The organism is Oceanobacillus senegalensis (assembly GCF_900176885.1).
In the GTDB taxonomy this organism is placed as follows: Bacteria; Bacillota; Bacilli; order Bacillales; family Amphibacillaceae; genus Oceanobacillus; species Oceanobacillus senegalensis.
Map to the genome: position 1 here is coordinate 2708834 of NZ_LT839648.1, position 24120 is coordinate 2732953.

A 24120-nucleotide genomic window follows, 5' to 3' on the forward strand; every position below is an offset into this window, starting at 1 on the left:
CTGTAAGTGACAGCCGAAGCCGTCTTTCAAACTCTCCATCATGCGATGAAAAGTATTATCCGGTATTAGCTCACGTTTCCGCAAGTTATCCCAATCTTACAGGCAGGTTGCCCACGTGTTACTCACCCGTCCGCCGCTCGTTCCACTAACGTCACCCCCGAAGGGGATCAGTTAGCTTCCCGCGCTCGACTTGCATGTATTAGGCACGCCGCCAGCGTTCGTCCTGAGCCAAGATCAAACTCTCCAAAAAAGTTTGATTTGCGATTAACACCAATTAATCACAATTTAAATTCTTAGCTTCAAAAATTGATACAGGGTTTAGAAATTATCATTTATCAGATTACCTGATATCCAACCTCTATTACCACTGACATCTGTTTCATACTGGTTGTTTTATTCAGTTTTCAAAGAGCAAATTTATTTAACGCTTTCTTACAGCGACAATTAATAATATATCACACGAAACATTAAGTTGTCAACATGTAATTTTTAATTTTTTGTCGTCAATTAAATTCATTATGTCTTTTAACGACAGGAAATACTTTAACACGGTTACGAAATGATGTCAATATTTTTCTTTATTTTCATTATCAACCTATAATAAAGTTGCTTTCAATTTCCGTAACCGTGTTTATCATATGCCATTTACCTAAAGGTGTTACTAAAAATCACTAATTTTATACTTACGTTGAAACACTCCTGTTCCTTTCGTTTCCTCTAAAACAGAAAGAATAAATTCCTTTTCTTCCAAATAGGATATGATTGCCGAAAGATCCAAAGTATATGGTTCTATTTCCGAAACATTCTTTAGTTCTGCATAAGACCATGGTTCATCCCTTGTTCTCATAATCTCTAAGAAATGCTCAGCAGATACTGCTGCACGATTATTAATTACATAGTCCATTGCGAGAATCATTAATTCAATTCGTTTTTTGATTTCTTCTCTGCTTTCAATAAATTCTTCATATAATTTATATATCTCTAAATCTATATTCTTTACTTGATTCCATACGGTTACTTCCGGATAAAAACCTTTTTCAATAACTGCTAATCTAGCAAGGTAGTGAAGGGAGTACAGGATTTTACTATTTGCATCCTTATAATTCCCAGATGAAAAGAGTTCCTTTGCTTCATTATAACTTTTTACTAATTTGCCAAACTCAATAGCTTTTCGTAAATTACGTTTTTGAGTTGGAAATGCTCTTAGTTCCTCCTTTAGATTATTAATATACTCATTCCTATCAAAAACAATCTTTCCATTAATTATCCATTCAACAGCTCTCCGATATGTACTTGTATCAATCCATTCCAATAATGTATCTTCTCTTACAATATGTAAAGCTGCTGTTTCACTTGCACTTTCGTAGTGCTTAACAAACCATGCTTGTTTTGCTTCTTTCACGATGATTAATAAAATCATATCAAAATCATCCGTTAGCGGGCTGTTCGGGTTTATTTTTTCTAATGTAAGGATTCCTAAGGTGTTTATATCACTAGCACGCTCCTGATAAATCGGTCTTAGGAAATTTTCCATCCTATTTTCCTCCACTCCCATAATTTCTAATTGCCAATTTAGATTTTACAACCATTATATTCTATCACTAAAAGCAAACAAAATTAATATTTGTTATTATATTTCGTTATATTTATGCGAATTCCTTTTTCAAAATGAAATTCGCAAATAATATGCTATACTAGACCATGAGGAAAAGCGAATCCAAATTCGATATTAGTGAAATAATAACACTTTTCGGGTGACTATCATAGGAGGAAAACCATGGCAGAACCAAGATTAGTCTATTCCAGCAAAATAAACAAAATTAGATCCTTTGCATTGATATTAATTTTCGTTGGGATTCTACTTATGTATGGTGGAATAATGGTTAAAAACATAGAATGGTTAATGCTAATCTTCTTTTTAATAGGAGTACTAGCCATTGTATTTAGTTGTATTGTTTATGTATGGATAGGTACGTTATCGTTACGAGCTGTATCGGTTGTCTGTCCAAATTGTGAAAAGCCTACAAAAATGCTTGGACGTGTAGACGCATGCATGCACTGTAAGCAACCATTAACGATGGATAAAGATTTAGAAGGAAAAGAATTTGACGAGAAATATAATTCTCCACGATACAAAAAAAAGAAATCATAAAAAAATCCAAATGTGACTTTTCACATTTGGATTTTTTTTATAAACGATGTACGGTGGATGTTGTCATTAAAATTTCATCATTTTTCTTTTCATATTATATTAGACAAAATAACACTATCTGTATATAAAATTGCTTTGTCATGATAGGTTAATGCTTTTGCGTTACTTTTTGGCAATCTTCACATAAACCATATATTTCTAGACGGTGATGACTAACATCAAATCCTGTTACTTGTTCTGCTAAAGCTTCAACCTCATCCAATGATGGATAATGAAAGTCAACGATTTTCCCACAGTCATTACAAATAACATGATAATGATCCGTTGTATTGCAATCAAACCGACTAGAAGAATCACCATAGGTCAGTTCCCGTACTAAACCAACTTCACGTAGCACACGCAAATTATTATAGACGGTTGCAACACTCATATTTGGAAATTTCCCTTCCAATGCTTTATAAATTTCATCCGCTGTGGGATGTATCATTGCATTTAAAAGATACTCAAGTACCGCATGACGCTGTGGAGTAATACGGACGCCTGATTCTTTTAATGTATCAATCGCCTCTTGTAATCGTTTATCAGACAAAGTCATCCACCTCACTTTCAATATATAAATGCCTATCTTATAATATTAATTAATTTATAATCTTTATAATCAGTTTACTCCTCCAAATAGTCTTCTGTCAATATAAGTAACTTAGTTATAGTAATAAAGCATGATGTGAAACCAACTATATCTCAGATTAAAGGAAAGGAATCCACTCACTGATTATATATCCACTAAATCTAAATATCCATTTCTTACTATCTCATAGTTCCCCATTTATATACGATATATGATGGTAGATAAACTTTTATACATCCGTTTTAAGTACTCGTTCTTCCCCACCTAGACATTTATTTACATAACGAGCTGCAACGAATAAAAAGTCCGATAAGCGGTTTAAATATTGTCGAACATTTGGATTATCCAGTTCATCTCCAAGCCCAACTACTGTTCGTTCTGCTCGCCTTACAACCGTTCTCGCTGTATGAAGGGCACTTGAACCCTTATTCCCTGACGGTAAGATGAAATTTTTTAGCGGTTCCAAATGACTATCCCATTCATCAATCTTAGCTTCTAATTCATCGATATGCTTCTGCTTTAACTTCCAGTTAACCTCTTTTCCTTTAGGGGTGGATAATTCTGCACCTACATGGAACATAACTGTTTGTACTCGATGCATCACTTCCAGAAAATCTGCTTTTCCATCCCATGATTCCTCTTCAATATAGCTTAAAGCAAGACCAATAAAGGAATTCGCTTCATCACAGGTACCATACGCTTCTACACGCATATGGTTTTTGGGTACACGATCCCCATAAACCAATGAAGTCAGTCCCTTATCCCCTGAACGAGTATATATTCTTGCCATATTAATACCCCCTTGATAAATTAATTTGATTAATATAACAATCTTTTCCTTCTATAAAACAATTCAAATTGTCTTCAAAAACTGCTAATGCACGCTTAACATATTCGGGAGAAACTCCAGAAAAATGTGGTGTAATCGTTATGTTCTCTTCCTTCCAAAATGGATGACTTTCCGGTAACGGCTCTTCTTTCACAACATCTAAGATAGCATGAGAAATTTCCTGTTTTCGTATTGCAGTTAATAAATCATCCTCAACAACCGCATCGCCTCTTCCCATATTTAAGAAGACCGCTCCATTTTTCATTTTTTTAAATTGTTCCCAAGCATAGATATCTTTTGTTTCACCAGTACTAGGCAATACAGATACAATAAAATCAGCCTTTGGTAAGACCTCATTTAGCATGTCCATCGAATAATTTTCATCGAAAAATTCAAGTGTTCTACCAGTTTTAGAAACTCCAATTGTATGCATTCGGAATGCTTTAGCTAATCTTGCAACTTCACTACCAATGGCTCCAGTCCCTACAATAATCATAGTCTTATTTGATATTTCATTTATCCGGACTGATTTATCCCAAACCTGTTTTTCTTCATTTCGAATAACTTCCTTAGCCTGTCGATATACTTGAAGGAGCATGGAAATGGCATACTCAGACATCTGTATCCCATGAATTCCACGTGCATTGGTTACTATAATATTTCTATTCTGCAGTACATCAAATGGCAAGCCATCAATCCCCGCTGAAAGAATTTGAATCCATTTTAATTTTGACGCACTTGCTAAAAGAGCTTCATCCACATCATCCCCAAAAGTTACATATACTTCAGCTTCACCGATATGTTGTTTCACTTCTTGAGCTGAATCACAGAAAACAAATGATTGATTAGGAAAGCTAGTCTGTAATTTATCCTGATGCTTTTTAGAAACCTTCGCAGAAAAAACTATCATTTTTATATCCTCCATAAACTTCTATTTCTCTTTATTGTACCTAAAACTATAAAAATTGGGAATTTATTTTATTCAAGTCAAACAGCATCCGATAATAATTATATCGTAGGTTAAAGGGCGGTAATACCCACACCTCAAAAATGGAGGAAAAATGAATCCTTTTAGGACCCTAAAAGCCCGATTCGTTTAGTCCTACTGAACATAGGTCTTAGGAAGGTTTTCCAACGACACATAAAAAAAGAGAAGCAACCAAACCGTCACTTCTCCCTTTATTCTATAATTATAAATTCTCCTTTATGAAAGTTAAGGCATCTTCTACATGTCCATCGACTTTTACTTTACGGTACTCTTTTTGCAGTACTCCTTCTTTATCAAGAATAAAAGTAGATCGCTCAATGCCGTAGTATTCTTTTCCAAAATTTTTCTTCAATTTCCATACACCGTAATCTTCCGCTAATTTGTGCTCTTCATCTGCTAATAGCTGAAATGGTAAGTCATGTTTAGCAATAAACTTCTGATGTCTTTCTACAGGATCTGGACTCACACCGATAATTACAGCATCCAATTCCCCAAAGCTTTCATGTTTATCACGGAAATCACAAGCTTCTGTCGTACAGCCTGGTGTCATATCTTTTGGATAAAAATAAAGGACAACATTTTTTCCGCGAAAATCAGAAAGACTTACATTTTCCCCATCTTGATTTGGTAGTGTAAAATCTTCTACTTGTTTGCCTACTTCTATTGTCACAGTTAATCCCTCCACTAAATTGTTATCATCACTATATCACAGAGAAACGGGTAATTCATTTTTCCCGGCTCTTCTCTTTCGTTTGAATTAATTTCATGACAAAGGCAGTTGGTAAGATATACCCAATTAATGCCTCTGTCACGGCAATGAACCGACCAATCCCAATGGGGGTAATATCTCCATAGCCAATCGTTAGTAAGGTTACACCACTAAAGTAAATCGAATGAATGATTGACCCTAATACACTAACCTGCCTCAATTCCCCGTTTTCTACTAAAATAATCCCTTGAAATGACAAAATGAAATATATTAAACCGAACCCTAGAATGACAATAATAAAAATAATCCATAAAGCAATAAAAAGTTCTGTTGAAAACCGTGTTCCCCCAACTTCTAGATTCACGTTTAAAATCTTTACTTTTATAAATTCCAGTAAACTCATAAAGATGACAAAGCAAATAAGAACAAAGATTACCCATGGAATAAGAAACATATTTCACTGCTCCTTTTATTTCTCAGTAATACATAATATATGCGAATGAAGGTGCTAGCTTGTCTACTTTTATAAAAAAGCTACACAGAAACAAAAAATTCATCTCTTTCGTTTTTGTCACCATTTTTTGGTATAGTTAGGAATGGAAACCATTTAGTGGTTGCACTATTAGGGGAGGAATATCAATGAATTTCACAAAATCTGAAGAACTACATCAAGAAGCCCTAGAGCATATTGTTGGGGGAGTAAACTCTCCATCGCGTGCATATAAAGCTGTTGGCGGTGGAGCACCTGTGTACATGGAACGTGGCGAGGGTGCTTACTTTTATGATGTAGATGGTAATAAATATATTGATTATTTAGCAGCATATGGACCGATTATTACTGGGCATGCCCATCCTCATATAGCAAAAGCAATTACAAATGCAGCAAACACGGGAGTCCTTTTTGGTACACCAACTAAATTGGAAAATCAATTTGCCAAAATGTTAAAGGATGCCATCCCATCTTTAGAAAAGGTTCGCTTTAATAATTCAGGTACAGAGGCAGTGATGACAACCATTCGTGTTGCACGTGCTTATACAGGTCGGACTAAAATCATGAAGTTTGCTGGATGCTACCATGGACATTTCGATGCAGTGTTAGTTGAAGCCGGATCGGGACCTTCTACATTGGGAACTCCAGATTCAGCAGGTGTCCCTTCAACAACAGCCAAGGATGTGATTACCGTTCCGTTCAATGATTTAGACGCACTAAAGGTGGCATTAGAAAAATGGGGAGATGACATTGCAGCTGTTTTAGTAGAACCTATTGTTGGGAACTTTGGTATTGTAGAACCGCATGAAGGATTCTTACAAGGAGTTAATGACCTAGCCCATAAAGCTGGTGCTTTAGTGATTTATGATGAAATCATCACTGCCTTTCGTTTTACATATGGAAGCGCTCAACAGTTATACGGAGTGGAGCCCGATATGACAGCAATGGGTAAAATAATCGGTGGAGGGCTTCCAATCGGTGCCTATGGTGGTCGTAAAGATATCATGGAACATGTTGCACCGCTAGGACCTGCCTACCAAGCAGGTACAATGTCCGGAAATCCAGCATCCATGGCATCAGGTATAGCCTGCCTAGAAGTTTTAGGACAAGAAGGTGTCTATGAAAAATTAGAAGAACTTGGAGCACGTCTAGAAAAGGGAATCTTAGAAAAAGCAAAAGAACACAACATTCGAATTACCGTAAATCGTTTACGCGGTGCATTAACAGTATTCTTTGGTGTCGACAAAGTAACCAATTATGCGGAAGCGGATGCAAGTGATGGAGAAGCATTCGCCAAATTCTTCAAGCTTATGCTTGATGAAGGAATTAACCTTGCCCCATCCAAATATGAAGCATGGTTCCTAACCATAGAACATACCGAAAAAGACATCGACCAAACCATCGAAGCAGTAGGACGGGCATTCTCAAAAATGGCTTAATGGTAACTTCGATGTAAGATATCGTCGTGATTAATAGGATGTCGGGTTCACATCGAGAATACCGGGAATCACGCTTATCAGGTTTCACATATCATTTCAGAAGTTCCAACCGCACCCTAATAAATTTTGGCATTCAAATCACCAAATTTTAATTAAAAAATGCTCCCCCAACTAATGGCGGAGCATTTTTTTAATTCTTCACTACCTCTTTTGTATTATCTAAGTTCTGAACCTGATATAAACTGTAATAACTACCTTGCTTTTGCATGAGTTCATCATGTGTTCCTATTTCTGTAATTTCTCCATTTTCTATAACCACGATGCGATCTGCATGGGTAATTGTTGCCAATCGATGTGCAACAACAAAAGTTGTTCGATCAGAAGCAAGTTTTTCCATCGTTTCCTGAATTAAATGTTCACTTTCTAAATCTAATGCAGAAGTTGCCTCATCAAAAATTAAGATAGGAGGATTTTTAAGAAAAACCCGGGCAATAGCTATACGCTGCTTTTGTCCTCCAGATAGCTTTACACCACGCTCACCTACAAGGGTATCATAGCCATTTGATAACCCTTGGATAAAATCATGTGCATTCGCCGCCTTAGCAGCAGCAACCACCTCTTCATCCGTTGCATTTGGATTTCCCATGCGTATATTTACAGCAATTGATTCACTGAATAAAATATTATCTTGTAATACCATACCGATATTATTTCTTAAACTTCTCGCATTAACATCACGAATATCGATACCATCTACTTTTATCGAACCTTGAGTCACATCATAGAAACGTGGAATTAAGCTGACTATCGTAGACTTTCCTCCACCACTCATACCTACAAAGGCTATGGTTTCTCCTTTTTCCACTTTTAAATTGATATTTTTCAATACATTGTCCTCATCCTCTTCATAGCGGAATGAAACATTTTTAATCTCAATATTACCTTCTACACGGCCAAGCTCTCTGGCATTTACTTTATCCTTTACATCATATTTTTCATTCATAAATTCCATGACACGGTCAATGGAGGCAATGGCCTGCACAAGAGTTGTTGATGAATTAATCAATCGGCGTAATGGGCTATACACCCTTTCCATATAGCCGACAAAAGCTACAAGTGTACCAATACTTAAGTTGCCACTAATCACTTGGTAGCCACCAAAGGCTACTACTAAAAGTGGTGCAAGGTCTGTTATTGTATTTGTTACCGCAAACGTTTTTGCATTCCAATCCACATGCTTCATTGCACGATGCAAAAACTCATCATTACGTTTACCGAATTGACTTTGTTCATATTCCTCCAGTGCAAAACTTCTTGTAACCGGTATTCCTTGTACTCGTTCATGAAGATGACCTTGAACCTCTGCCAACGCCTGAGATCTCTCCCGTGTTAAACGACGTAATTTCCCATAAAAATATTTGATGGAGAAACCAAATAAAGGAAATAGAATAATAGAAACAATTGTCATACCAACATCCATTGTAAGCATGATACCAATAGCAATAAATATTGTTATCAAATCTAGCCAAACATTCATTAATCCTGTTATCACGAAATTCTTCGTCTGTTCGACATCATTTATCACCCGGGAAATAATTTCCCCGGTTTTTGTCTGAGAATAGAATTTCAAACTAAGCTTTTGAATGTGATCAAACAGCCTATCCCTTATATCGTAAAGGACTTTATTCCCCACCCATTGTGCCAAATATTGTCGAACGTATTCGATAGGTGGACGTAATACAAGAAATACAACAAAAGCAATTCCCATAATCCATGCAAGTTCCGTTGTTTTTTCTGCATTTGTCATATCCCCTGCAGCAATAATATCATCAATTACATATTTCAGGATTAAGGGCATTAATAATGGAATACCAAATTTGATAATACCAACAATAATTGTCCAAAATATTTTCCATTTATATGGTTTTACAAACTGCAAATACTGCTTTACAGAACTCATCATTTATCTTCCTTTTAAAAAGTTATTTAATAAGAAAAGCCCTGCTACATTGGTGTAACAAGGATTTCATTCCTATTAGCTTTATCGATATGTTAAAAATCTTTCATACCAATTATCAACAAATTCAGGGGAAAAAGGACCTTTTCGTTGGCGGACCCACCTTAGTAAGTAATCCACATTGTTATGTAAAATCCGATCTAAAACAATGGGGTAATTCATTACTTGTTTATGTTCTTCATATTCATCCTCATCTAAGAGGTCATAGGTCATGTCTGGATAAACTTTAACATCTAAATCATAATCAATATATTTTAATGCTTCCTCATCATATACGAAAGGTGAACTAATATTACAGTAATAGTAGATCCCATCATTGCGAATCATCCCGATGATATTAAACCAATATTTAGCATGAAAATAACAGATTGCGGGCTCTCTTGTAATCCAAGTGCGGCCGTCACTTTCCAATACCGGTGTTTTATCGTTGGCACCGATTACTATAGACTCTGTTCCTTTTAACACTAAGCTGTTCTGCCATATTCTATGTAGTTGCCCATTATGTTTATAACTATGAATTTGTATTTTTGTTCCTGCTTTTGGAGCAACCATCTTATCTCCCTTTCTAATTGTTCCATGATACCTTTCATCTATTATATAGACAATACGCCTAAATATAAAGTGATTGCATTTCTAATTGAAAAAGAACCTCCTAACAAGATAGTTAGGAGGTTCTTTCAAAGCAAAGTAAATATGAAATATTTACTTTTTGTTAGCTTGAGATTGTTGGTTTTGTTTTCTTACTTCTTGAGCATTTGTCTCAGAAGCAAATTCAGTACCGAATTGGCCTGAACCTTTTGCTGCTTGTTGGTTCTGTTTTCTTACTTCCGCAGCGTTAGTTTCAGAAGCGAATTCAGTACCAAATTGTCCAGCACCTTGAGCAGCCTGTTGATTTTGTTGTTGCACCTTGTTAGCTTGAGATTGTTGGTTCTGTTTTCTTACTTCCTGAGCATTTGTTTCAGAAGCAAATTCAGTACCAAATTGTCCAGCACCTTGAGCAGCCTGTTGGTTTTGCTGTTTTACATGCTGAACGTTAGTACCAGAAGCTGTTTTTTTAGGATTTTTTGCCATTGATATCACCTCCGCACTAATTAATTTGTCCAGGAATAAGATTGTTATCCAATGAAAATGATTGTAAAAAAATGGATTTTTAACCTTCCCCATCTTACAGGTTTGGTAATAAGTCCCTAGAGATAAATTGTGAAAAATACATAACTTAGTAAAGAGTCAGTATTTCTCATAATGGAGGAAAAACGATGGATACACTAAGAGATTTTTCTGAGCTTTCCATGATGAGTAAAACAAAGTGGAAAGATGAGGAATTAGAATATTATCAACAATCCTTATCACAAGTACTACCATATATAAATGCGGAGGGTTTAAGCATTTTGCATGAAATAAACGAAGAATTACACAGCAGAAATTAAGAAAAGGCTCCCAACCTGGAGCCTTTTCTATTCTAAAAAATTTATCATTTTCTGATGGGAAACAGGAAATGGAAATTCTTCTATTTCCTCCTTGCTTACAAGTTTCAAACGTTCATCCTTCAATTCCGTAACATCTGTTTCAGCTTCAAATATATCTAAATCCCACTTCAAATGGGAAAACACATGATTTAAGCTGCCTTGCTTGTCTTTCACTCGAATAGAAATCCCGTATTCCTTCCGCATATAATCAACTACCCCATCCAAACCTACTTCCTTCATATGAATCATGGGGAACTGCCACAAGTTTGCTAAGAGACCTGAATCCGGTCGTTTTTCAATGATATATGAACCCGCTTTATTCTTTATTTGTAATACAATATAAGGAATAACTTTTTGCTTTTTCGTTTTTTTCTTTATTGGAAGCTTCTCCTCTACTCCATCTGCAAAGGCCCTGCAATATTCTTGAACGGGGCATAGGAGACATGCCGGTGATTTAGGTGTACAAATTGTCGCACCTAAGTCCATAATAGCTTGGTTAAAGGATGACGGGTCCTTCTCTGAGATAATCTCACGAATAATAGACTCCATTTTCTTTTTCGTTTTTGCTTGAGAAATATCGTCCTCTAACTTCAATACACGAGAGAAAACTCTCATAACATTCCCGTCCACAGCTGGTTCTGGTTGGTTGTAGGCAATGGATAAAATAGCCCCTCTCGTATAGGGACCGACCCCTTTTAATTTGCCCAATTCCTCTTTAGTATCAGGAACCTTTGCATCATAAGATTCCACAACTTCTTTTACAGCCGCTTGCAAATTCCTCGCACGTGAATAATATCCTAGGCCCTCCCATACTTTTAATACTTCCTGTTCTTCTGCTTCAGCTAGGTCATAAAGAGTTGGGAATTTTTCCAAAAAACGATAAAAATATGGAATAACAGTGTCTACCTTCGTTTGCTGTAGCATGATTTCAGAAACCCATACTTTATATGGATCCTGACTTTGTCGCCAAGGCAAATCCCGTTTATTTTCATAATACCAATCGAGTAAATCATGTTGAAAATCAAAACTGTTAAAGTTTTTTAATATTTGTGTTAACATACTTGCACTTCCTTTGTGGTACAATAATAACAGAAGCTTAAGCTCCCTTGCAGGCTATGAGTAATAACGTCCTGTCGCAACGTTCTTAAAAAGAAGTTTCGTCGGGCCAAGGATTTAAACGTGAACTTTCCTTAATAAGAATGATCGACAGCCACAATTTATTTAAGTTCTATGCTAAAATAAATATTTAAAATTACGTTCAAACTACATAATAGAACAATTCCACTAAATGTTCCTACTTTAAAATCCGAGGAGGACCTTAAAATATGGATACTGGAACACATATTGTAATGGGTGTTGCACTTGGAGGGTTAGCAACTATAGACCCTGTTGTGCAAAATGACCCAGCCCTTTTTCAAGCTGTATTAATTGGTACCATTGTAGGTTCTCATGCGCCAGACTTTGATACCATCTTTAAGCTAAAAAATAATGCTACCTATATACGTCACCATCGTGGCGCTTCACATTCCATTCCAGCCATCATCCTATGGGGGTTTCTTGTATCTGGAATCATTTTCATGTTTGTACCAGAAGTTAACTACCTTCATCTATGGCTTTGGACATTCTTGGCTGTCATCATCCATGTATTTGTTGATCTATTCAATGCATACGGTACTCAAGCATTTCGCCCATTTACAAGTAGATGGATTGCCCACGGTTTCATCAATACTTTTGATCCATACATTTTTATGTTGAATGTGGGTGGAATTGGTGCATGGGTATTGGGTGCAGACCCGAGGTATACATGGTTAGCTATCTATACTGTAATTGTTTTATATTACATCAAACGCTATATGGATAAAAGGGAAATTGTCAAAAAAATTAAAGACTTCATTCCTGAAACCGTACAAATTGCAACCTCTCCAACTATTAAACAAAATTATTGGCGTGTTGCCATCACAACAGAGGAAATGTTTTACGTAGCTACAGTTGAAAATGGGCATATCGAGATTGTAGATGAGTTCTCTAAAGTTCCACTACCAGAATCTCCTATCATAGAAAAAGCACTGACCGACAAAAACGTTGATTCATTTCTAAACTTTTCTCCTGTTTATCGCTGGGAAATTAACGAATATGATGATTATACCGAGGTTAGGTTTATCGATTTACGATACCGTTCAAAAGAATATTACCCTTTTGTTGCTGTGGTTCAAATCGATTCAACTATGGAAATTATCAGCTCCTACACGGGTTGGATTTTCTCAGAACATAAACTACAGAACAAATTACTTATTGAAGATAATCCGGTTTAATCCATAAAGTAACCCATATGAAAACAGCAGGCCTTCACCTGCTGTTTTTTAAGCACTTGCTACTTTTTTACCTAATAAGGAAATTGGTAATGCTTCTTCCTTTTCATATGTTTCGCCTAATAGGTTAATACGATGACCCCAAGCAAATACACCATTCAAATAATCAATTTTAAATGTATATCCAGGCTCCATTTTTAATTCATATACCTCATCAGATAAAAAGTCATCTGGATTCATCGTATATGCCATGGCAACTTGCATTTTTCTCTCATTAATTTGTACCTCTGATATATTTCCTAATTGCTCCGCCTTTTGAGCTTTTTCCTTCAGTGAAGCAATTTCTCTATATAATTCTTCAACCGAATAATCACTGTATCGATAATTCATGTGTATACTCCCTCCCTCCTTTATCATTTTACATTTTATTTCTACTTTAGGACAATAGAAATGGTAGATTTATTTTAAAGTATCTTACTATGCATGGTACTTCGCATTCTATCTATATTGCGTCCGAAACTTTTGTAAAACAGCTACTAAAAGCTCATACTAAAAACTAGAATCAAATTAGAGGAGGTAATCTATGCCTACTATAGCTATTACTGGAGCTGGGAGTGGTCTTGGTGAGGCCTTGTCCTATCATTATGCGAAGAACGGATATAAAGTTTATTTGTTAGGTAGAAGTGATTCAAAATTACAATTGGTGAAAGTTAAAATTATAAAAGTAGGAGGAGATGCAGAGGTTATTCCTTGCGATGTTCGGGAACCGGCTTCTGTCAGTATTGCATTTGAGCAAATACCTCAACTAGATGTTTTCATTAATAGTGCTGGAATAGGTGTTTTTGGTCCGATTGAAGACTATCGCATCGATGAAATTGAAAATATATTAGACACGAATGTAAAAGGTAGCATCCTTACAGTTCAGTCGGCCCTTCCACTAATCAAGGAAAGCAATGGACGAATTCTTACCGTTATTTCAACCGCAGGATTACGCGGAAAAGTGAACGAATCTATTTATGTGGCGAGTAAGTTTGCTGTACGTGGGTTTACCGAGAGTTTACAGAAGGAACTAGAGGATGCACCTGTCTCACTCACGGCTGTATACATGGGTGGCATGAATACACCATTTTGGAACAACTCTAATCATATTAAAGATCTTTCTAAACTAAAGGAACCTAAAACTGTCGCTGAACAGATTTTTAATGAAGATGACGGTAGAGCAGAAATATACGTGGATAGATAAGTAATAAAAACAGCATTCCATCCATTGTTGAATGCTGTTTTTATCTATTCAGTTCCTTCCACAAATTCATCTAAATAACGATTAATTAATTCCATCGTAAATCCTTTACGGTAAAGCCCCTCCTTTAATTTGTTTTTCAACATATATCCTTCATGTTTCCGAGCATGCTTTCGTAATAGCTTATCCCCCTGATAAACTACGGCCTCCCACTCCATATCTTCATTTTTTTCTTCTTTCATTTCCGATAAAACGTCTGTGATTATGGCTTGATTAAACCCCTTTTGTAGTATATTAGCTTGGATCTTTTGAATTTGTTTCTGAAAGGAATCCTTATTACTCTTCTGCAATTTTTTCTCAATTAACTTCGAAATTTTTTCATATTGAACTTCATAGGGATACTCTTCCACAGCATGACTCGCAATAAGACTAGCTACACCCTTATCCATTAACTCCTTTTTAATAAGGAGGGGGCCTTTGTACGAAGTATTCATTCGAGTACGAACAAACATTTCTGCAAATAGCTTATCATCTAATAATTTTTCCTTTATTAAACGTTCGATAATGATATCAATATGATCTGGCTCAACCTCTTTTTTCACGAGGTAGTCATTCATTTCCTTTTTTGTTCGCATTCTGTAACTTAGATAATTAATTGCCAATGAATACGACTTTTGGATTGTATCTTTTTCAATTAAAGTTTCGATTAGCGAATCATCCAGCTCAAGACCTTTTCGTAGTTGAAACTCAACCAGAATGGCTTCATCCACACTGAACCCATACACTTCTGTTTGTCCTTCACTTAAATAGATATTATAGCGATCCTTTCGTTTCTTTTGCGTGGTAATTCGGGTAATTTTCCTCAAACCGTCCACTCCCCTTTTGTTCATTTTATCATGGGATATATACTCAAGCGAAGAATGAAAATACTTAGTATAAATGTAAAAATGAACTTACAAAAATTTCAAGGAAAATTAAACAAAAAAACATTTTCATTTTTAAAAAAACATTGTAAAATGAGTGTATCAAATAACGAAAGAAGATGAATTTGAATATAATGGTTGTGTTAAAAAAGATTATTACTTAGCTATGATTTTTTAACCCATGCAAGTTACAATTACGAAGTAAATAGGGAAGGCAAATGGTGCGCCACCAGTATTTACTGGTTCTAGTGGGTTCGATTCCCACCCCGAATTTTTGTTGAACTCTAAATGAAAATTCGAGGGTGGGTCACTCACTACCGGCATGGTCTTTTTGCTGTGTTTTAGATACCCACCTGGAATGAGGAGGGTATTTTTTATGTTAAAAATTCGTGACTTACATGAAGTACCAGTATTATTTGACTTAATGATTCACCCTGAAGTGTTTCCCTATGTACGGCATAAAGCGAATACATTGGATGAATATTATTTTGTAACAAAAAAAACAATGGAAGCAGAAGATAACGCAAAGTTAATTTCACGTACCATTCTAGATGAATACCACCATCCTATTGGGACAATCAATCTATTTGATATTGAAGAAAATCATGGATTCTTAGCAACCTGGATTGGAAAGCCTTACTTCGGCAAAGGCTATAACAAACAAGCAAAAGAGGAATTTTTCAACGAATTATTTTTTTCAAAAGGGATTGATGGTATCTTCATGAAAGTAAGAAAAACCAATGCCCGTTCCTTAAAAGCAGCACAGAAATTACCATATGTTTCCATTGCTAATGAGTCATATATCAATGTATATCAAAAAATTAATGCATCTGATGATATCTTTAATTTATTTGTCATTACAAAAGAACACTATACAGCGTATCAACAATTCGCCACAGTTGAAGCAGCCTCCGGCGGTGAAGAAGTTTCCTAATAGGAAGTTCCTTTCGCTGAAGTTTTAAAGATTTATAAAATTGAACCAAAAATACCGACTATTTAAACTACGGAAAAATATGTATATTGCCCTCGTCCAAGGAGAAGCTAGAAAATAAAAAGCGAGGGATGCTTAATGGTTAAATACAATCCACAACATCGTGATAAGGTATTAAACAAAACACAGGAAGTACTTTATCAAAAGGAATTCAAACGTGCTAATCGAATTTATAACGAACTCTCCCAAAAAGGAAACCGAAGCTAACATGCTTCGGTTTTCCACTTTTCTACTACTCCAATCCTTTATCCACAGTATTTATCCACAAAATCATCAAAATTGTTAATAATTACATTAGAGTCTGCAAATTCAGTAAAAAGATATCCACAAACAATGTTTATAAGTTACTTTTCTGTCTGTTAATTCTGTTGATAAGTGGAACAAACCGACATATTTTCCAAAAAAATACAACAACCACCTATAGTCAATTTATCATTCTATCTGTTATACTATATATATAACAGATAGAATGATAATACCTAGGGAGGTGAAAAAATAATTGTTTATACAATTAGATTTAGAATCAACAGAACCAATATACATTCAATTACAGCATCAAATCATTGAAGGAATTGCCACTAATAAACTAAAGCCAGGAGATCCCTTACCTTCTGTTCGTTCATTAGCAGCTGATATAGGAATTAATCTTCATACGGTTAATAAGGCATATAAACAATTAAAGCAAGATGGGTTTATTCTTATTCATAGACAAAAGGGAGTTGTCATCAATCCTGAAGGGGTACCGAAAGCGGATGAAGGTTATAAAAAGGAGATACAATCTAAACTAAGACCATACATTGCTAACGCTATCTGTCGGGGAATTTCAGAAAAAGAATTTGTTAAGCTTTGTAAAGATATTTATCAAGATTTTAATAAGGAAGGTGAAGCAACGTGAATACACTTATGCTTATACTATTTTCCATTGTTCTATTACCAATTTACTCCATAACTATTTTTATCCCCTACTGGACAAGGAAAACAGAAAGCTTTGGTGTTTCTATTCCAGAGCAGATTTACCATACACCACAATTAAAAAAAATACGCCAACGTTATACCATTTTCACTGTAATAAGCAGTTTTATTGTTACCATCCTCTTTTTTACGATAGGTAGCATACTTATACAAAATGAAGAAATCTTAAGTCTATTGTTTGGTGTTCTTATCATTCTATATCTTCTAATCAGCTTTGTTATCTACATGAACTTTCATTTAGAAATGAAACAAATGAAAGCAGAGAAAAATTGGAATCAAGAAAAATCACAGAAGGTAATAATTCAGCTAGGTTTCCGCGAACATAACCTAACTCATTCCCATTTATGGTTCCTTGCACCTATTTTGATTGCAATCTTATTAATAATCGTCACCTTTCATTCGTATAATCTCATACCGAATCAAATTCCGACGCAGTATAACTTCAGTGGTGACGTAACAAATTGGGCTGAAAAGTCGTATAGAAATGTATTGCTCCACCCAGTCATGTTAATTTATATGTCATTTTTATTCTTATTTATCAATATAACGATTAGTAAGTCAAAACAACAAATAGATCCGAACAATCCAGAAGCATCCATCCAAAAAACTGTCATATTTAGAAGAAGATGGTCTATGTTTACAATTGTTTCAAACTATGTCTTAACCATTTTGTTTACAATAATGCAGTTATCCCTTATCTACCCTATTAATCGAAGTGGAATATCTATTTTATCATTACTTACAGCTGCTATTATCGTATTCGGCGCCATCGTCCTTTCCATTACAACAGGTCAAGGTGGTAGTCGTCTGAAACAATTTCAGGATATGGAAGGGAATCTGATAAACCGAGATGATGATCAATATTGGAAATTAGGTCAATTTTACTTTAATAAAAATGACCCATCCTTATTTTTGGAAAAACGCTTCGGTATCGGCTGGACGATTAATTTGGCTAGACCTTTATCATGGATTATCTTGCTAACTATCATTGGTCTTGCCATTGCATTACCAATCGTGTTTGGTGTTTAAAATCTTCCTTTCCCCCTAACATAACGAAGTAAATCACATTGATATGCTATCTTGATGAAAAAAATATATATCAATAAATATTACTAAGATGTATAATAAAGGTAAACAGAATTACATTTAACCTCACTATGTTACCAACAAAATATATTACAAATGTATGGAATTTCACAAAATGGGAGGGGTTACGTATGATTTGGACTGGAACCATAATCATTTCCATTACGCTCATTATTGCATTAATTGCGACAATCAATATCCTTAAAAGAGAGGAAAATAAAGCTAATGAACGAGGCGGAGATGCAGCTGAGGAGTTAAAACGATCACATGAGTATGAAACAAAATCATTATCTTCCAACATTAAAAATCTACTCTGGATTTATGCTGTTGTAATTATTTTATCTATCATAGCATTGGCATTTTACATTTTTTAACTATCATTTCCTTATCCTTGGACTTTATTCTGGTATTTTATCTAATAATGAAAAGAAAAACGACTCGGAGGAGTCGTTTTTTTCTTTCATTATTTACTTTTAAAAAGGCTATTTTCTAAAAGATTGTTGCTTTTTGCAAAAATAGATAGAATGCGTAGTAATGTTGCGCACGTTGATTTCCGCTTCGGAGGATTCAGACACGTGCTGTTCCCACAAGGCAAGGAAGGCATCGAGAGCGATACATCTTCGTAAGAAAAAGCGGTCTACTTTTTCAAGGAATCAACTTCCCTTCGCTCAAACCAACCACTTTATAAGAGAATAAATTTCATAAAATTCTGGTCAGATATTAAGCGTAGTGTATTTCCGTAGCGATCTTAGAGCACTATTAATCTTCGTCATGTACTGCGCATTTTTCTTCAAATGCCAAGTAAAAAAACAACAAAATATACAAGAAGATCCTTTAAAAAATACGCTCATAGGAAATATCATTATCATTCATCTAAAAGGTGTTTCTTTAGGCAGATTTTCTTATTATATTTTCTAGAGGACTACGATCAGGAAAGACATAATAATCCTTTCCATCCGTGCTAATCACTACATCTCCATACACCGCTGTCGAATAAATATTTGCATTTACTCGGTTAAGGTTATTAATCACCCGCCCCACTGGATGACCAAAATTATTATCGATGCCATATGATAATAAGGCCGTCTCTGGGTTTACTTCTTTTATAAACTCATAAGATGTACTCGTATCTGATCCATGATGTCCTATTTTAATAATTTCTGATTCTAAGTCATATTTCTCGATTAATTTTTCTTCCTGGGCCATTTTGGCATCACCCATTAGTAAAAAGTCCACTTCCCCATAGCTTACCTTTAAAACAATGGATGATCCATTATTTGACTTGTTATGATAATCATTTAAAACTTTAATTTTTAACGATGGGTCAATCGTAATTTCCTGATTTGTATCTGCTATATTTGTTGGAATATCCTGCTTACGAATCTCTGAAACATATTTTAAAAAGGACTTGGTTAAATGAATTTTTCCGGTATCTAGAATTTGTTTAATATTAAAGGATTTCATTACTTTAGAAAGACCACCGATGTGGTCATAGTCTGGGTGTGTTGCGATTAATAAATCAATGTCTTTTACTTTCTGTTTTCTTAAGTACTGTACTACCTTTTTGCCAGCATTTGGCGGACCTCCATCAATTAATATGTTTTTTCCTAAGGGGGTTTCAATGAATATGCTATCCCCCTGTCCAACATCAATAAAATGAACATCCATGCCTGAATTCACATCTGCTGAAACATGGACTGGTACTACTAATAATATGATGGTAATTACAATTTGTAATTTCTTCATAAATCCACCCTTTTTTTGTAGGAAAGATAAAGTAAATCTCCAATAAGTGAAGGGGTTCTTTTTCCCCCACTGAAACAAAAGAACAAAGGCTAAAATCGCAACGTCCATTGCAACGCCTCCTGAGATCTATTTCCTGTAACCCCGATCAAATCAGGATTTTAGGGGCAGTTTATCCCCACCTAAAAGGCTTCGTTTTTCTCCTTTTTCGAAGGGGATAAGCCCCTTAGCCAGGGATAAAATGTATAAGAAAATGATAAGATTAGTTTGGCTCCAAATAATGATTATTATGTTTGTTCTATTCAATTGTTATTAAATTGTAAACAAGTAATGAACTGTACAGATACAGATTTATTATGAAGTTAAATAATTTCTAAAATTTGTACTACCTTATTATTTGCGCTAAACTTTTTATATCAGTTATAAAACTTAAAAGATTTATAGAAATGTTGGGGGATAATTATGGGGGTAGAAAATGTACAGGCTACAACCAAAGAAAAAGTAAGCGTTCTATTAATTATAGGAGTATTATTATTTGCTTCTACCTTACGTGCACCTATAACAGCCGTCGGTTCTTTAGTTCCTGTCATTCGTGATAGTTTAGGAATAAGTAATGCAGTTGTTGGGATCATTACGACATTACCACTTCTTGCTTTTGCATTTGTTTCACCAATTGCACCTAAAATAGCCAATCGCTTAGGAATGGAAAAAACCATTTATCTATCCATGATGGTACTCACAATTGGGATGATAGTACGGTCAGTTACTGGCATTGGAACATTATTTATTGGTACTGCCATGATAGGAATTGCAATATCTTTTGGGAATGTTCTCTTACCAGGCTTTGTAAAAATGAGTTTCCCATTAAAAATTGGCTTAATGACTGGACTCTACGGAGTTTTTATGAACATATTTGGTGCACTAGCATCAGGATTAAGTGTACCTATTTCAAACATTGGAAATTTGGGTTGGCAGGGTGCTCTTTTAGTATGGGCCATTTTAATCATCGTCGCCCTCTGCTTTTGGTATCCACAACTTAAACAACCTATAGAATTACCAAAAATAGAACAAAATAGAAGAAAAACGAGTATGTGGACTTCTTTTACAGCTTGGCAAGTAACTTTTTTTATGGGGCTACAATCCCTCATGTTTTATACAATGATGACATGGCTACCAGAAATATTACAAACAAATGAATATTCATCCAGTGAAGCAGGATGGATGCTATCACTTATGCAGTTCTCACTTATCCCTCTAACATTTATCATGCCGATTATTGCTGATAAAATGAAGAATCAAAAACTATTAGGTGCTTTGACAGGAGTTATTTTTATTTGTGGTGTAGTGGGGTTGCTAAGTAATCATCCAGGATTAACTACTCTTTCCGTGATGTTAATAGGAGCAGGATGTGGTAGTGGATTTAGCTTATCCATGATCTTTTTTTCTTTAAGAACAAAGGATGGATATCAAGCCTCCGAACTGTCAGGTATGGCCCAATCGTTTGGATACTTACTAGCTTCCTTGGGACCAGTCGTTTTTGGTGGTTTACACGACTATACTAATAGTTGGATTCCTCCTTTGCTTATGCTTCTACTCGTTTCCCTTATTGTACTCATTGCTGGGTTCCTTGCTGGTAGAAGCAATATCATAAAAGAAAGATAGCCAATAAAGAACCCCACTGGTAGACCAGTGGGGTTCTTATCAAATGCTATACATTTTTAACAACTATTTCACCATCATCAAGCCCTACTTTTACATTGTCTACATTTTCTTCTTCCAAGATTAAGTCAGTTAGTTGATCCTCAATCTTGTCTTGAATTACTCTGCGTAAAGGTCTTGCACCAAAACGTGCGTCATAACCTAGTTTTACTAATTCACGTTTTGCTTCTTCGGTGATAGTAATGTTAATGTTATTTTCTTCAATGGTTTCTTCTAAATCTGTAAGCATCAAATCTACAATTTCTAACAAGTTATCCTCTGTTAATTCATTGAAGTTAATGATGGCATCAAAACGGTTTAAGAACTCAGGTTTAAAGTAGTTACTTAGGTTTTCTAATGTTGAAACAGATTCATGCGTATCTCTGTTAAAACCTACATTTACCTGTTTTACACCTGTACCGGCATTACTTGTCATGATGATTACTGAATCTTTAAAGCTTACAGTACGGCCTTGAGAATCCGTTAAATGCCCATCTTCCATAATTTGTAGGAACATATTTTGAGCATCTGGATGAGCTTTTTCAATTTCATCAAGCAAGATGATGGAATAAGGATTGTGACGGACTTTTTCTGTCAATTGACCTGCTTCTTCATGTCCAACATATCCTGGTGGTGAACCAATAATTTTAGAAATCGAGTGTTTTTCCATGTACTCACTCATATCAAGACGAATGAATGAATCACGAGTTCCGAATAACTCTTCTGCTAGAGCTTTCGTAAGTTCTGTTTTACCTACCCCAGTTGGACCTACAAATAGGAAGGAACCAATAGGTCGGTATTTCGATTTTAATCCAGCTCTGCTTCGACGAATCGCTTTTGCAACCTTCTGTACTGCTTCTTCCTGTCCAATAACTTTACCACTTAAATTGGCAGCAAGATTTTTCATTTTTTGTTGTTCGTCGCTTTGCATTTTTGTAACAGGGATTCCTGTCTTTTCTTCAACAATTAGTTGAATATCTGATATATCTACATGAAGGATTTTCTCTTTATCGTCGGCTTTTTCAAGTTGTTTTTGTAGTTGAATTTCTTGATAGCGTAAGTTAGCAGCTCGCTCGTAGTCTTCTTTTTCCGCTGCTTCTTGTTTTTCCTTAATAATTTCATCTAAACGATTCTTAATGGATGATGCATCACGTTGTGCATTTTTCAAATTTAATCGTGAACCGACCTCATCCATCAAATCAATGGCTTTATCTGGTAAGAATCGATCTTGAATATAGCGATTAGATAAAGTTACAAATGCTCGAATTACTTCATCAGAATAACTGACTTCATGGAACTTTTCATAACGGTCCTTAATACCATTTAAGATTTTCACAGCATCTTCAACAGATGGTTCTTTCACGATAATTGGTTGGAAACGACGTTCTAGTGCCGCATCTTTTTCAATTTGACGGTACTCTTTTAATGTTGTCGCACCAATTAATTGCATTTCTCCACGTGCCAGTGCTGGTTTCAAGATATTACCCGCATCCATTTGTGAGCTTTCTGCAGTTCCTGCGCCAACTAGAAGATGAATTTCATCTACGAAGACAATGACATCGTCACGCATTTTGATTTCTTCAATTAGTTTTTTCATACGTTCTTCAAATTGTCCGCGGATTCCTGTATTAGCAACTAATGAAGCAACATCTAAAATATAGATTTCTTTGTTCATTAGCTTAGAAGGTACATTACCCTCTATAATTTTTACAGCTAAACCTTCCGCAATAGCTGTTTTACCTACACCTGGTTCACCAATTAGTACAGGATTATTTTTATTTCTACGGTTTAATGTTTCAATCACACGTTTTATTTCAATATCTCTTCCAATTACAGGGTCAATCTCCCCTGCTCTTGCTGAATCTGTTAAGTTTTTACCTAATTGATCGAGTAAACCATCACGTTTATTCGATTGTCTTGTTTGCGTTCTAGTATTTCCTTTTGATGCACCACTATTTTGATAGAATTGGTTAGAAAATGCTTCAGAATTGCCAAATGGGAAACCAGAGAAGAAGCCAGATTGATTTAGCATTTGACTTTGGATTTCTTGGAAACAAGTATCACATAAATGCATTTCCATTTTTTGATTATTCATTTGCATTGCAGCGTTTATATTAGCTTCATTTACACCACATTTTTGACAAAGCATTTTCATTCCTCCTTAAATATTTACCTTTTATATATTACATTTAAAATGCTACTTTTTCTTAAATAAAGGTTAAAGATTTGTTATTTGACTTTGACTATCTTTGACCTTTAACTTCATTATACTCTGACCTTCTTTGACTTTCAAGTGTTTTGGTAAAATTTCTTTAAGTTATTTTCTATCTATTCTATCTCCATGCTTGATATGAAAGGTCTAACTTATGTTAGATTGGTGACTTTTTTCATTGTTAGAACCCGTAAAGGTCAAAATCCCTTAAACTGCAAGAAAACAAAA

The 24120-nt window shown here is 35.2% G+C and carries 25 protein-coding genes; 11 read left to right on the forward strand and 14 right to left on the reverse strand.

Going from position 1 to position 24120, the window contains the following annotated elements; genetic code table 11:
- Nucleotides 1–661: 661 nt before the first annotated feature.
- Nucleotides 662–1534, reverse strand: coding sequence for a nucleotidyltransferase-like protein (locus CAO17_RS13075; protein ID WP_085993152.1), 873 nt, complete (start codon nt 1532–1534; stop codon nt 662–664).
- A 243-nt stretch (nt 1535–1777) separates the two neighbouring features.
- On the opposite strand from CAO17_RS13075, the gene CAO17_RS13080 reads away from it, so the two are divergent.
- A complete protein-coding gene (locus CAO17_RS13080; protein WP_085993153.1) occupies nt 1778–2152 on the forward strand; it encodes a YgzB family protein in 375 nt (124 codons plus the stop codon).
- A gap of 148 nt (nt 2153–2300) precedes the next feature.
- Here CAO17_RS13080 and perR read toward each other — a convergent pair whose 3' ends face one another.
- From perR to CAO17_RS13105, 5 genes are all read right to left on the reverse strand, one after another.
- Nucleotides 2301–2741 (reverse strand): peroxide-responsive transcriptional repressor PerR, encoded by a 441-nt coding sequence (perR, locus tag CAO17_RS13085; RefSeq protein ID WP_085993154.1) that lies wholly within the window; start codon nt 2739–2741, stop codon nt 2301–2303.
- Between the two features lie 268 nt (nt 2742–3009).
- The gene (locus CAO17_RS13090; RefSeq protein ID WP_085993155.1) at nt 3010–3570 is read right to left on the reverse strand and encodes a cob(I)yrinic acid a,c-diamide adenosyltransferase; all 561 of its coding nucleotides are present in this window, start codon (nt 3568–3570) and stop codon (nt 3010–3012) included.
- 1 nt (nt 3571) lies between these two features.
- Nucleotides 3572–4519: a D-2-hydroxyacid dehydrogenase gene (locus CAO17_RS13095; protein ID WP_085993156.1), complete on the reverse strand. Its 948-nt coding sequence runs from the start codon at nt 4517–4519 to the stop codon at nt 3572–3574.
- Nucleotides 4520–4799: 280 nt separating this feature from the next.
- Nucleotides 4800–5267, reverse strand: a complete 468-nt coding sequence (gene bcp, locus CAO17_RS13100; protein ID WP_085993157.1) for a thioredoxin-dependent thiol peroxidase — start codon at nt 5265–5267, stop codon at nt 4800–4802.
- Nucleotides 5268–5322: 55 nt separating this feature from the next.
- Nucleotides 5323–5760 (reverse strand): ion channel, encoded by a 438-nt coding sequence (locus CAO17_RS13105; RefSeq protein WP_085993158.1) that lies wholly within the window; start codon nt 5758–5760, stop codon nt 5323–5325.
- Nucleotides 5761–5945: 185 nt separating this feature from the next.
- On the opposite strand from CAO17_RS13105, the gene CAO17_RS13110 reads away from it, so the two are divergent.
- Nucleotides 5946–7235 carry a glutamate-1-semialdehyde 2,1-aminomutase gene (locus CAO17_RS13110; protein ID WP_085993159.1) on the forward strand — a complete coding sequence of 430 codons (1290 nt, stop codon included), beginning with the start codon at nt 5946–5948 and terminating at the stop codon, nt 7233–7235.
- A gap of 190 nt (nt 7236–7425) precedes the next feature.
- Here CAO17_RS13110 and CAO17_RS13115 read toward each other — a convergent pair whose 3' ends face one another.
- The 3 genes from CAO17_RS13115 to CAO17_RS13125 form a co-directional block, all read right to left on the reverse strand.
- Nucleotides 7426–9195: an ABC transporter ATP-binding protein gene (locus CAO17_RS13115; protein WP_085993160.1), complete on the reverse strand. Its 1770-nt coding sequence runs from the start codon at nt 9193–9195 to the stop codon at nt 7426–7428.
- An 81-nt stretch (nt 9196–9276) separates the two neighbouring features.
- Complete coding sequence (ntdP, locus tag CAO17_RS13120) at nt 9277–9804, reverse strand: nucleoside tri-diphosphate phosphatase (protein ID WP_085993161.1); 528 nt, start codon at nt 9802–9804, stop codon at nt 9277–9279.
- 150 nt (nt 9805–9954) lie between these two features.
- Entirely contained in the window at nt 9955–10416 is a 462-nt protein-coding gene (locus CAO17_RS13125) for a gamma-type small acid-soluble spore protein (protein ID WP_425435882.1), read from the reverse strand.
- A 92-nt stretch (nt 10417–10508) separates the two neighbouring features.
- Between CAO17_RS13125 and CAO17_RS21095 the strand changes: the two genes are divergently transcribed.
- Nucleotides 10509–10679 carry a hypothetical protein gene (locus CAO17_RS21095; RefSeq protein WP_179151956.1) on the forward strand — a complete coding sequence of 57 codons (171 nt, stop codon included), beginning with the start codon at nt 10509–10511 and terminating at the stop codon, nt 10677–10679.
- Between the two features lie 27 nt (nt 10680–10706).
- Here the strand turns inward: CAO17_RS21095 and mutY are convergent, their stop codons facing one another.
- Nucleotides 10707–11777: an A/G-specific adenine glycosylase gene (mutY, locus tag CAO17_RS13130; protein WP_085993163.1), complete on the reverse strand. Its 1071-nt coding sequence runs from the start codon at nt 11775–11777 to the stop codon at nt 10707–10709.
- Nucleotides 11778–12043: 266 nt separating this feature from the next.
- On the opposite strand from mutY, the gene CAO17_RS13135 reads away from it, so the two are divergent.
- Complete coding sequence (locus CAO17_RS13135; RefSeq protein ID WP_085993164.1) at nt 12044–13030, forward strand: metal-dependent hydrolase; 987 nt, start codon at nt 12044–12046, stop codon at nt 13028–13030.
- A 48-nt stretch (nt 13031–13078) separates the two neighbouring features.
- Here the strand turns inward: CAO17_RS13135 and CAO17_RS13140 are convergent, their stop codons facing one another.
- Nucleotides 13079–13417 (reverse strand): YfhH family protein, encoded by a 339-nt coding sequence (locus CAO17_RS13140; protein WP_085993165.1) that lies wholly within the window; start codon nt 13415–13417, stop codon nt 13079–13081.
- A 193-nt stretch (nt 13418–13610) separates the two neighbouring features.
- Here CAO17_RS13140 and CAO17_RS13145 point away from each other — a divergent pair, with 193 nt between their 5' ends.
- Nucleotides 13611–14270 carry an SDR family NAD(P)-dependent oxidoreductase gene (locus CAO17_RS13145; protein ID WP_085993166.1) on the forward strand — a complete coding sequence of 220 codons (660 nt, stop codon included), beginning with the start codon at nt 13611–13613 and terminating at the stop codon, nt 14268–14270.
- 44 nt (nt 14271–14314) lie between these two features.
- Here the strand turns inward: CAO17_RS13145 and recX are convergent, their stop codons facing one another.
- A complete protein-coding gene (gene recX / locus CAO17_RS13150) occupies nt 14315–15133 on the reverse strand; it encodes a recombination regulator RecX (protein WP_085993167.1) in 819 nt (272 codons plus the stop codon).
- 433 nt (nt 15134–15566) lie between these two features.
- Between recX and CAO17_RS13155 the strand changes: the two genes are divergently transcribed.
- The 5 genes from CAO17_RS13155 to CAO17_RS13175 all read left to right on the forward strand — a co-directional run bounded on the left by CAO17_RS13155 (nt 15567) and on the right by CAO17_RS13175 (nt 18613).
- Nucleotides 15567–16124: a GNAT family N-acetyltransferase gene (locus CAO17_RS13155; RefSeq protein WP_085993168.1), complete on the forward strand. Its 558-nt coding sequence runs from the start codon at nt 15567–15569 to the stop codon at nt 16122–16124.
- A gap of 135 nt (nt 16125–16259) precedes the next feature.
- Entirely contained in the window at nt 16260–16388 is a 129-nt protein-coding gene (locus tag CAO17_RS13160) for a YfhE family protein (RefSeq protein WP_085993169.1), read from the forward strand.
- Between the two features lie 292 nt (nt 16389–16680).
- Complete coding sequence (locus tag CAO17_RS13165; protein WP_085993170.1) at nt 16681–17076, forward strand: GntR family transcriptional regulator; 396 nt, start codon at nt 16681–16683, stop codon at nt 17074–17076.
- The gene (locus CAO17_RS13170; protein ID WP_143833762.1) at nt 17073–18182 is read left to right on the forward strand and encodes a DUF1648 domain-containing protein; all 1110 of its coding nucleotides are present in this window, start codon (nt 17073–17075) and stop codon (nt 18180–18182) included. The genes CAO17_RS13165 and CAO17_RS13170 overlap by 4 nt, the downstream gene beginning before the upstream one ends.
- Nucleotides 18183–18370: 188 nt before the next feature.
- The gene (locus tag CAO17_RS13175) at nt 18371–18613 is read left to right on the forward strand and encodes a hypothetical protein (protein WP_085993171.1); all 243 of its coding nucleotides are present in this window, start codon (nt 18371–18373) and stop codon (nt 18611–18613) included.
- Between the two features lie 514 nt (nt 18614–19127).
- Here CAO17_RS13175 and CAO17_RS13180 read toward each other — a convergent pair.
- Nucleotides 19128–19985 carry a ComEC/Rec2 family competence protein gene (locus tag CAO17_RS13180; protein WP_085994481.1) on the reverse strand — a complete coding sequence of 286 codons (858 nt, stop codon included), beginning with the start codon at nt 19983–19985 and terminating at the stop codon, nt 19128–19130.
- Between the two features lie 459 nt (nt 19986–20444).
- On the opposite strand from CAO17_RS13180, the gene CAO17_RS13185 reads away from it, so the two are divergent.
- On the forward strand, nt 20445–21644 hold the full coding sequence (locus CAO17_RS13185) for a CynX/NimT family MFS transporter (protein ID WP_085993172.1): 1200 nt from the start codon (nt 20445–20447) through the stop codon (nt 21642–21644).
- A gap of 46 nt (nt 21645–21690) precedes the next feature.
- Here CAO17_RS13185 and CAO17_RS13190 read toward each other — a convergent pair whose 3' ends face one another.
- On the reverse strand, nt 21691–23829 hold the full coding sequence (locus tag CAO17_RS13190; protein ID WP_085993173.1) for an ATP-dependent Clp protease ATP-binding subunit: 2139 nt from the start codon (nt 23827–23829) through the stop codon (nt 21691–21693).
- Between the last annotated feature and the right edge of the window lie 291 nt (nt 23830–24120).

Excerpts from the sequence above, each read along its gene's own strand:
- CAO17_RS13075 (WP_085993152.1), bottom strand. The coding sequence starts at position 1,534 with ATGGAAAATTTCCTAAGACCGATTTATCAGGAGCGTGCTAGTGATATA.
- CAO17_RS13080 (WP_085993153.1), top strand. The coding sequence starts at position 1,778 with ATGGCAGAACCAAGATTAGTCTATTCCAGCAAAATAAACAAAATTAGA.
- CAO17_RS13090 (WP_085993155.1), bottom strand. The coding sequence starts at position 3,570 with ATGGCAAGAATATATACTCGTTCAGGGGATAAGGGACTGACTTCATTG.
- CAO17_RS13095 (WP_085993156.1), bottom strand. The coding sequence starts at position 4,519 with ATGATAGTTTTTTCTGCGAAGGTTTCTAAAAAGCATCAGGATAAATTA.
- CAO17_RS13105 (WP_085993158.1), bottom strand. The coding sequence starts at position 5,760 with ATGTTTCTTATTCCATGGGTAATCTTTGTTCTTATTTGCTTTGTCATC.
- CAO17_RS13110 (WP_085993159.1), top strand. The coding sequence starts at position 5,946 with ATGAATTTCACAAAATCTGAAGAACTACATCAAGAAGCCCTAGAGCAT.
- CAO17_RS13115 (WP_085993160.1), bottom strand. The coding sequence starts at position 9,195 with ATGAGTTCTGTAAAGCAGTATTTGCAGTTTGTAAAACCATATAAATGG.
- ntdP (WP_085993161.1), bottom strand. The coding sequence starts at position 9,804 with ATGGTTGCTCCAAAAGCAGGAACAAAAATACAAATTCATAGTTATAAA.
- CAO17_RS13125 (WP_425435882.1), bottom strand. The coding sequence starts at position 10,416 with ATGGGGAAGGTTAAAAATCCATTTTTTTACAATCATTTTCATTGGATA.
- CAO17_RS21095 (WP_179151956.1), top strand. The coding sequence starts at position 10,509 with ATGGATACACTAAGAGATTTTTCTGAGCTTTCCATGATGAGTAAAACA.
- mutY (WP_085993163.1), bottom strand. The coding sequence starts at position 11,777 with ATGTTAACACAAATATTAAAAAACTTTAACAGTTTTGATTTTCAACAT.
- CAO17_RS13135 (WP_085993164.1), top strand. The coding sequence starts at position 12,044 with ATGGATACTGGAACACATATTGTAATGGGTGTTGCACTTGGAGGGTTA.
- CAO17_RS13140 (WP_085993165.1), bottom strand. The coding sequence starts at position 13,417 with ATGAATTATCGATACAGTGATTATTCGGTTGAAGAATTATATAGAGAA.
- CAO17_RS13145 (WP_085993166.1), top strand. The coding sequence starts at position 13,611 with ATGCCTACTATAGCTATTACTGGAGCTGGGAGTGGTCTTGGTGAGGCC.
- CAO17_RS13155 (WP_085993168.1), top strand. The coding sequence starts at position 15,567 with ATGTTAAAAATTCGTGACTTACATGAAGTACCAGTATTATTTGACTTA.
- CAO17_RS13160 (WP_085993169.1), top strand. The coding sequence starts at position 16,260 with ATGGTTAAATACAATCCACAACATCGTGATAAGGTATTAAACAAAACA.
- CAO17_RS13175 (WP_085993171.1), top strand. The coding sequence starts at position 18,371 with ATGATTTGGACTGGAACCATAATCATTTCCATTACGCTCATTATTGCA.
- CAO17_RS13180 (WP_085994481.1), bottom strand. The coding sequence starts at position 19,985 with ATGAAGAAATTACAAATTGTAATTACCATCATATTATTAGTAGTACCA.
- CAO17_RS13185 (WP_085993172.1), top strand. The coding sequence starts at position 20,445 with ATGGGGGTAGAAAATGTACAGGCTACAACCAAAGAAAAAGTAAGCGTT.
- CAO17_RS13190 (WP_085993173.1), bottom strand. The coding sequence starts at position 23,829 with ATGCTTTGTCAAAAATGTGGTGTAAATGAAGCTAATATAAACGCTGCA.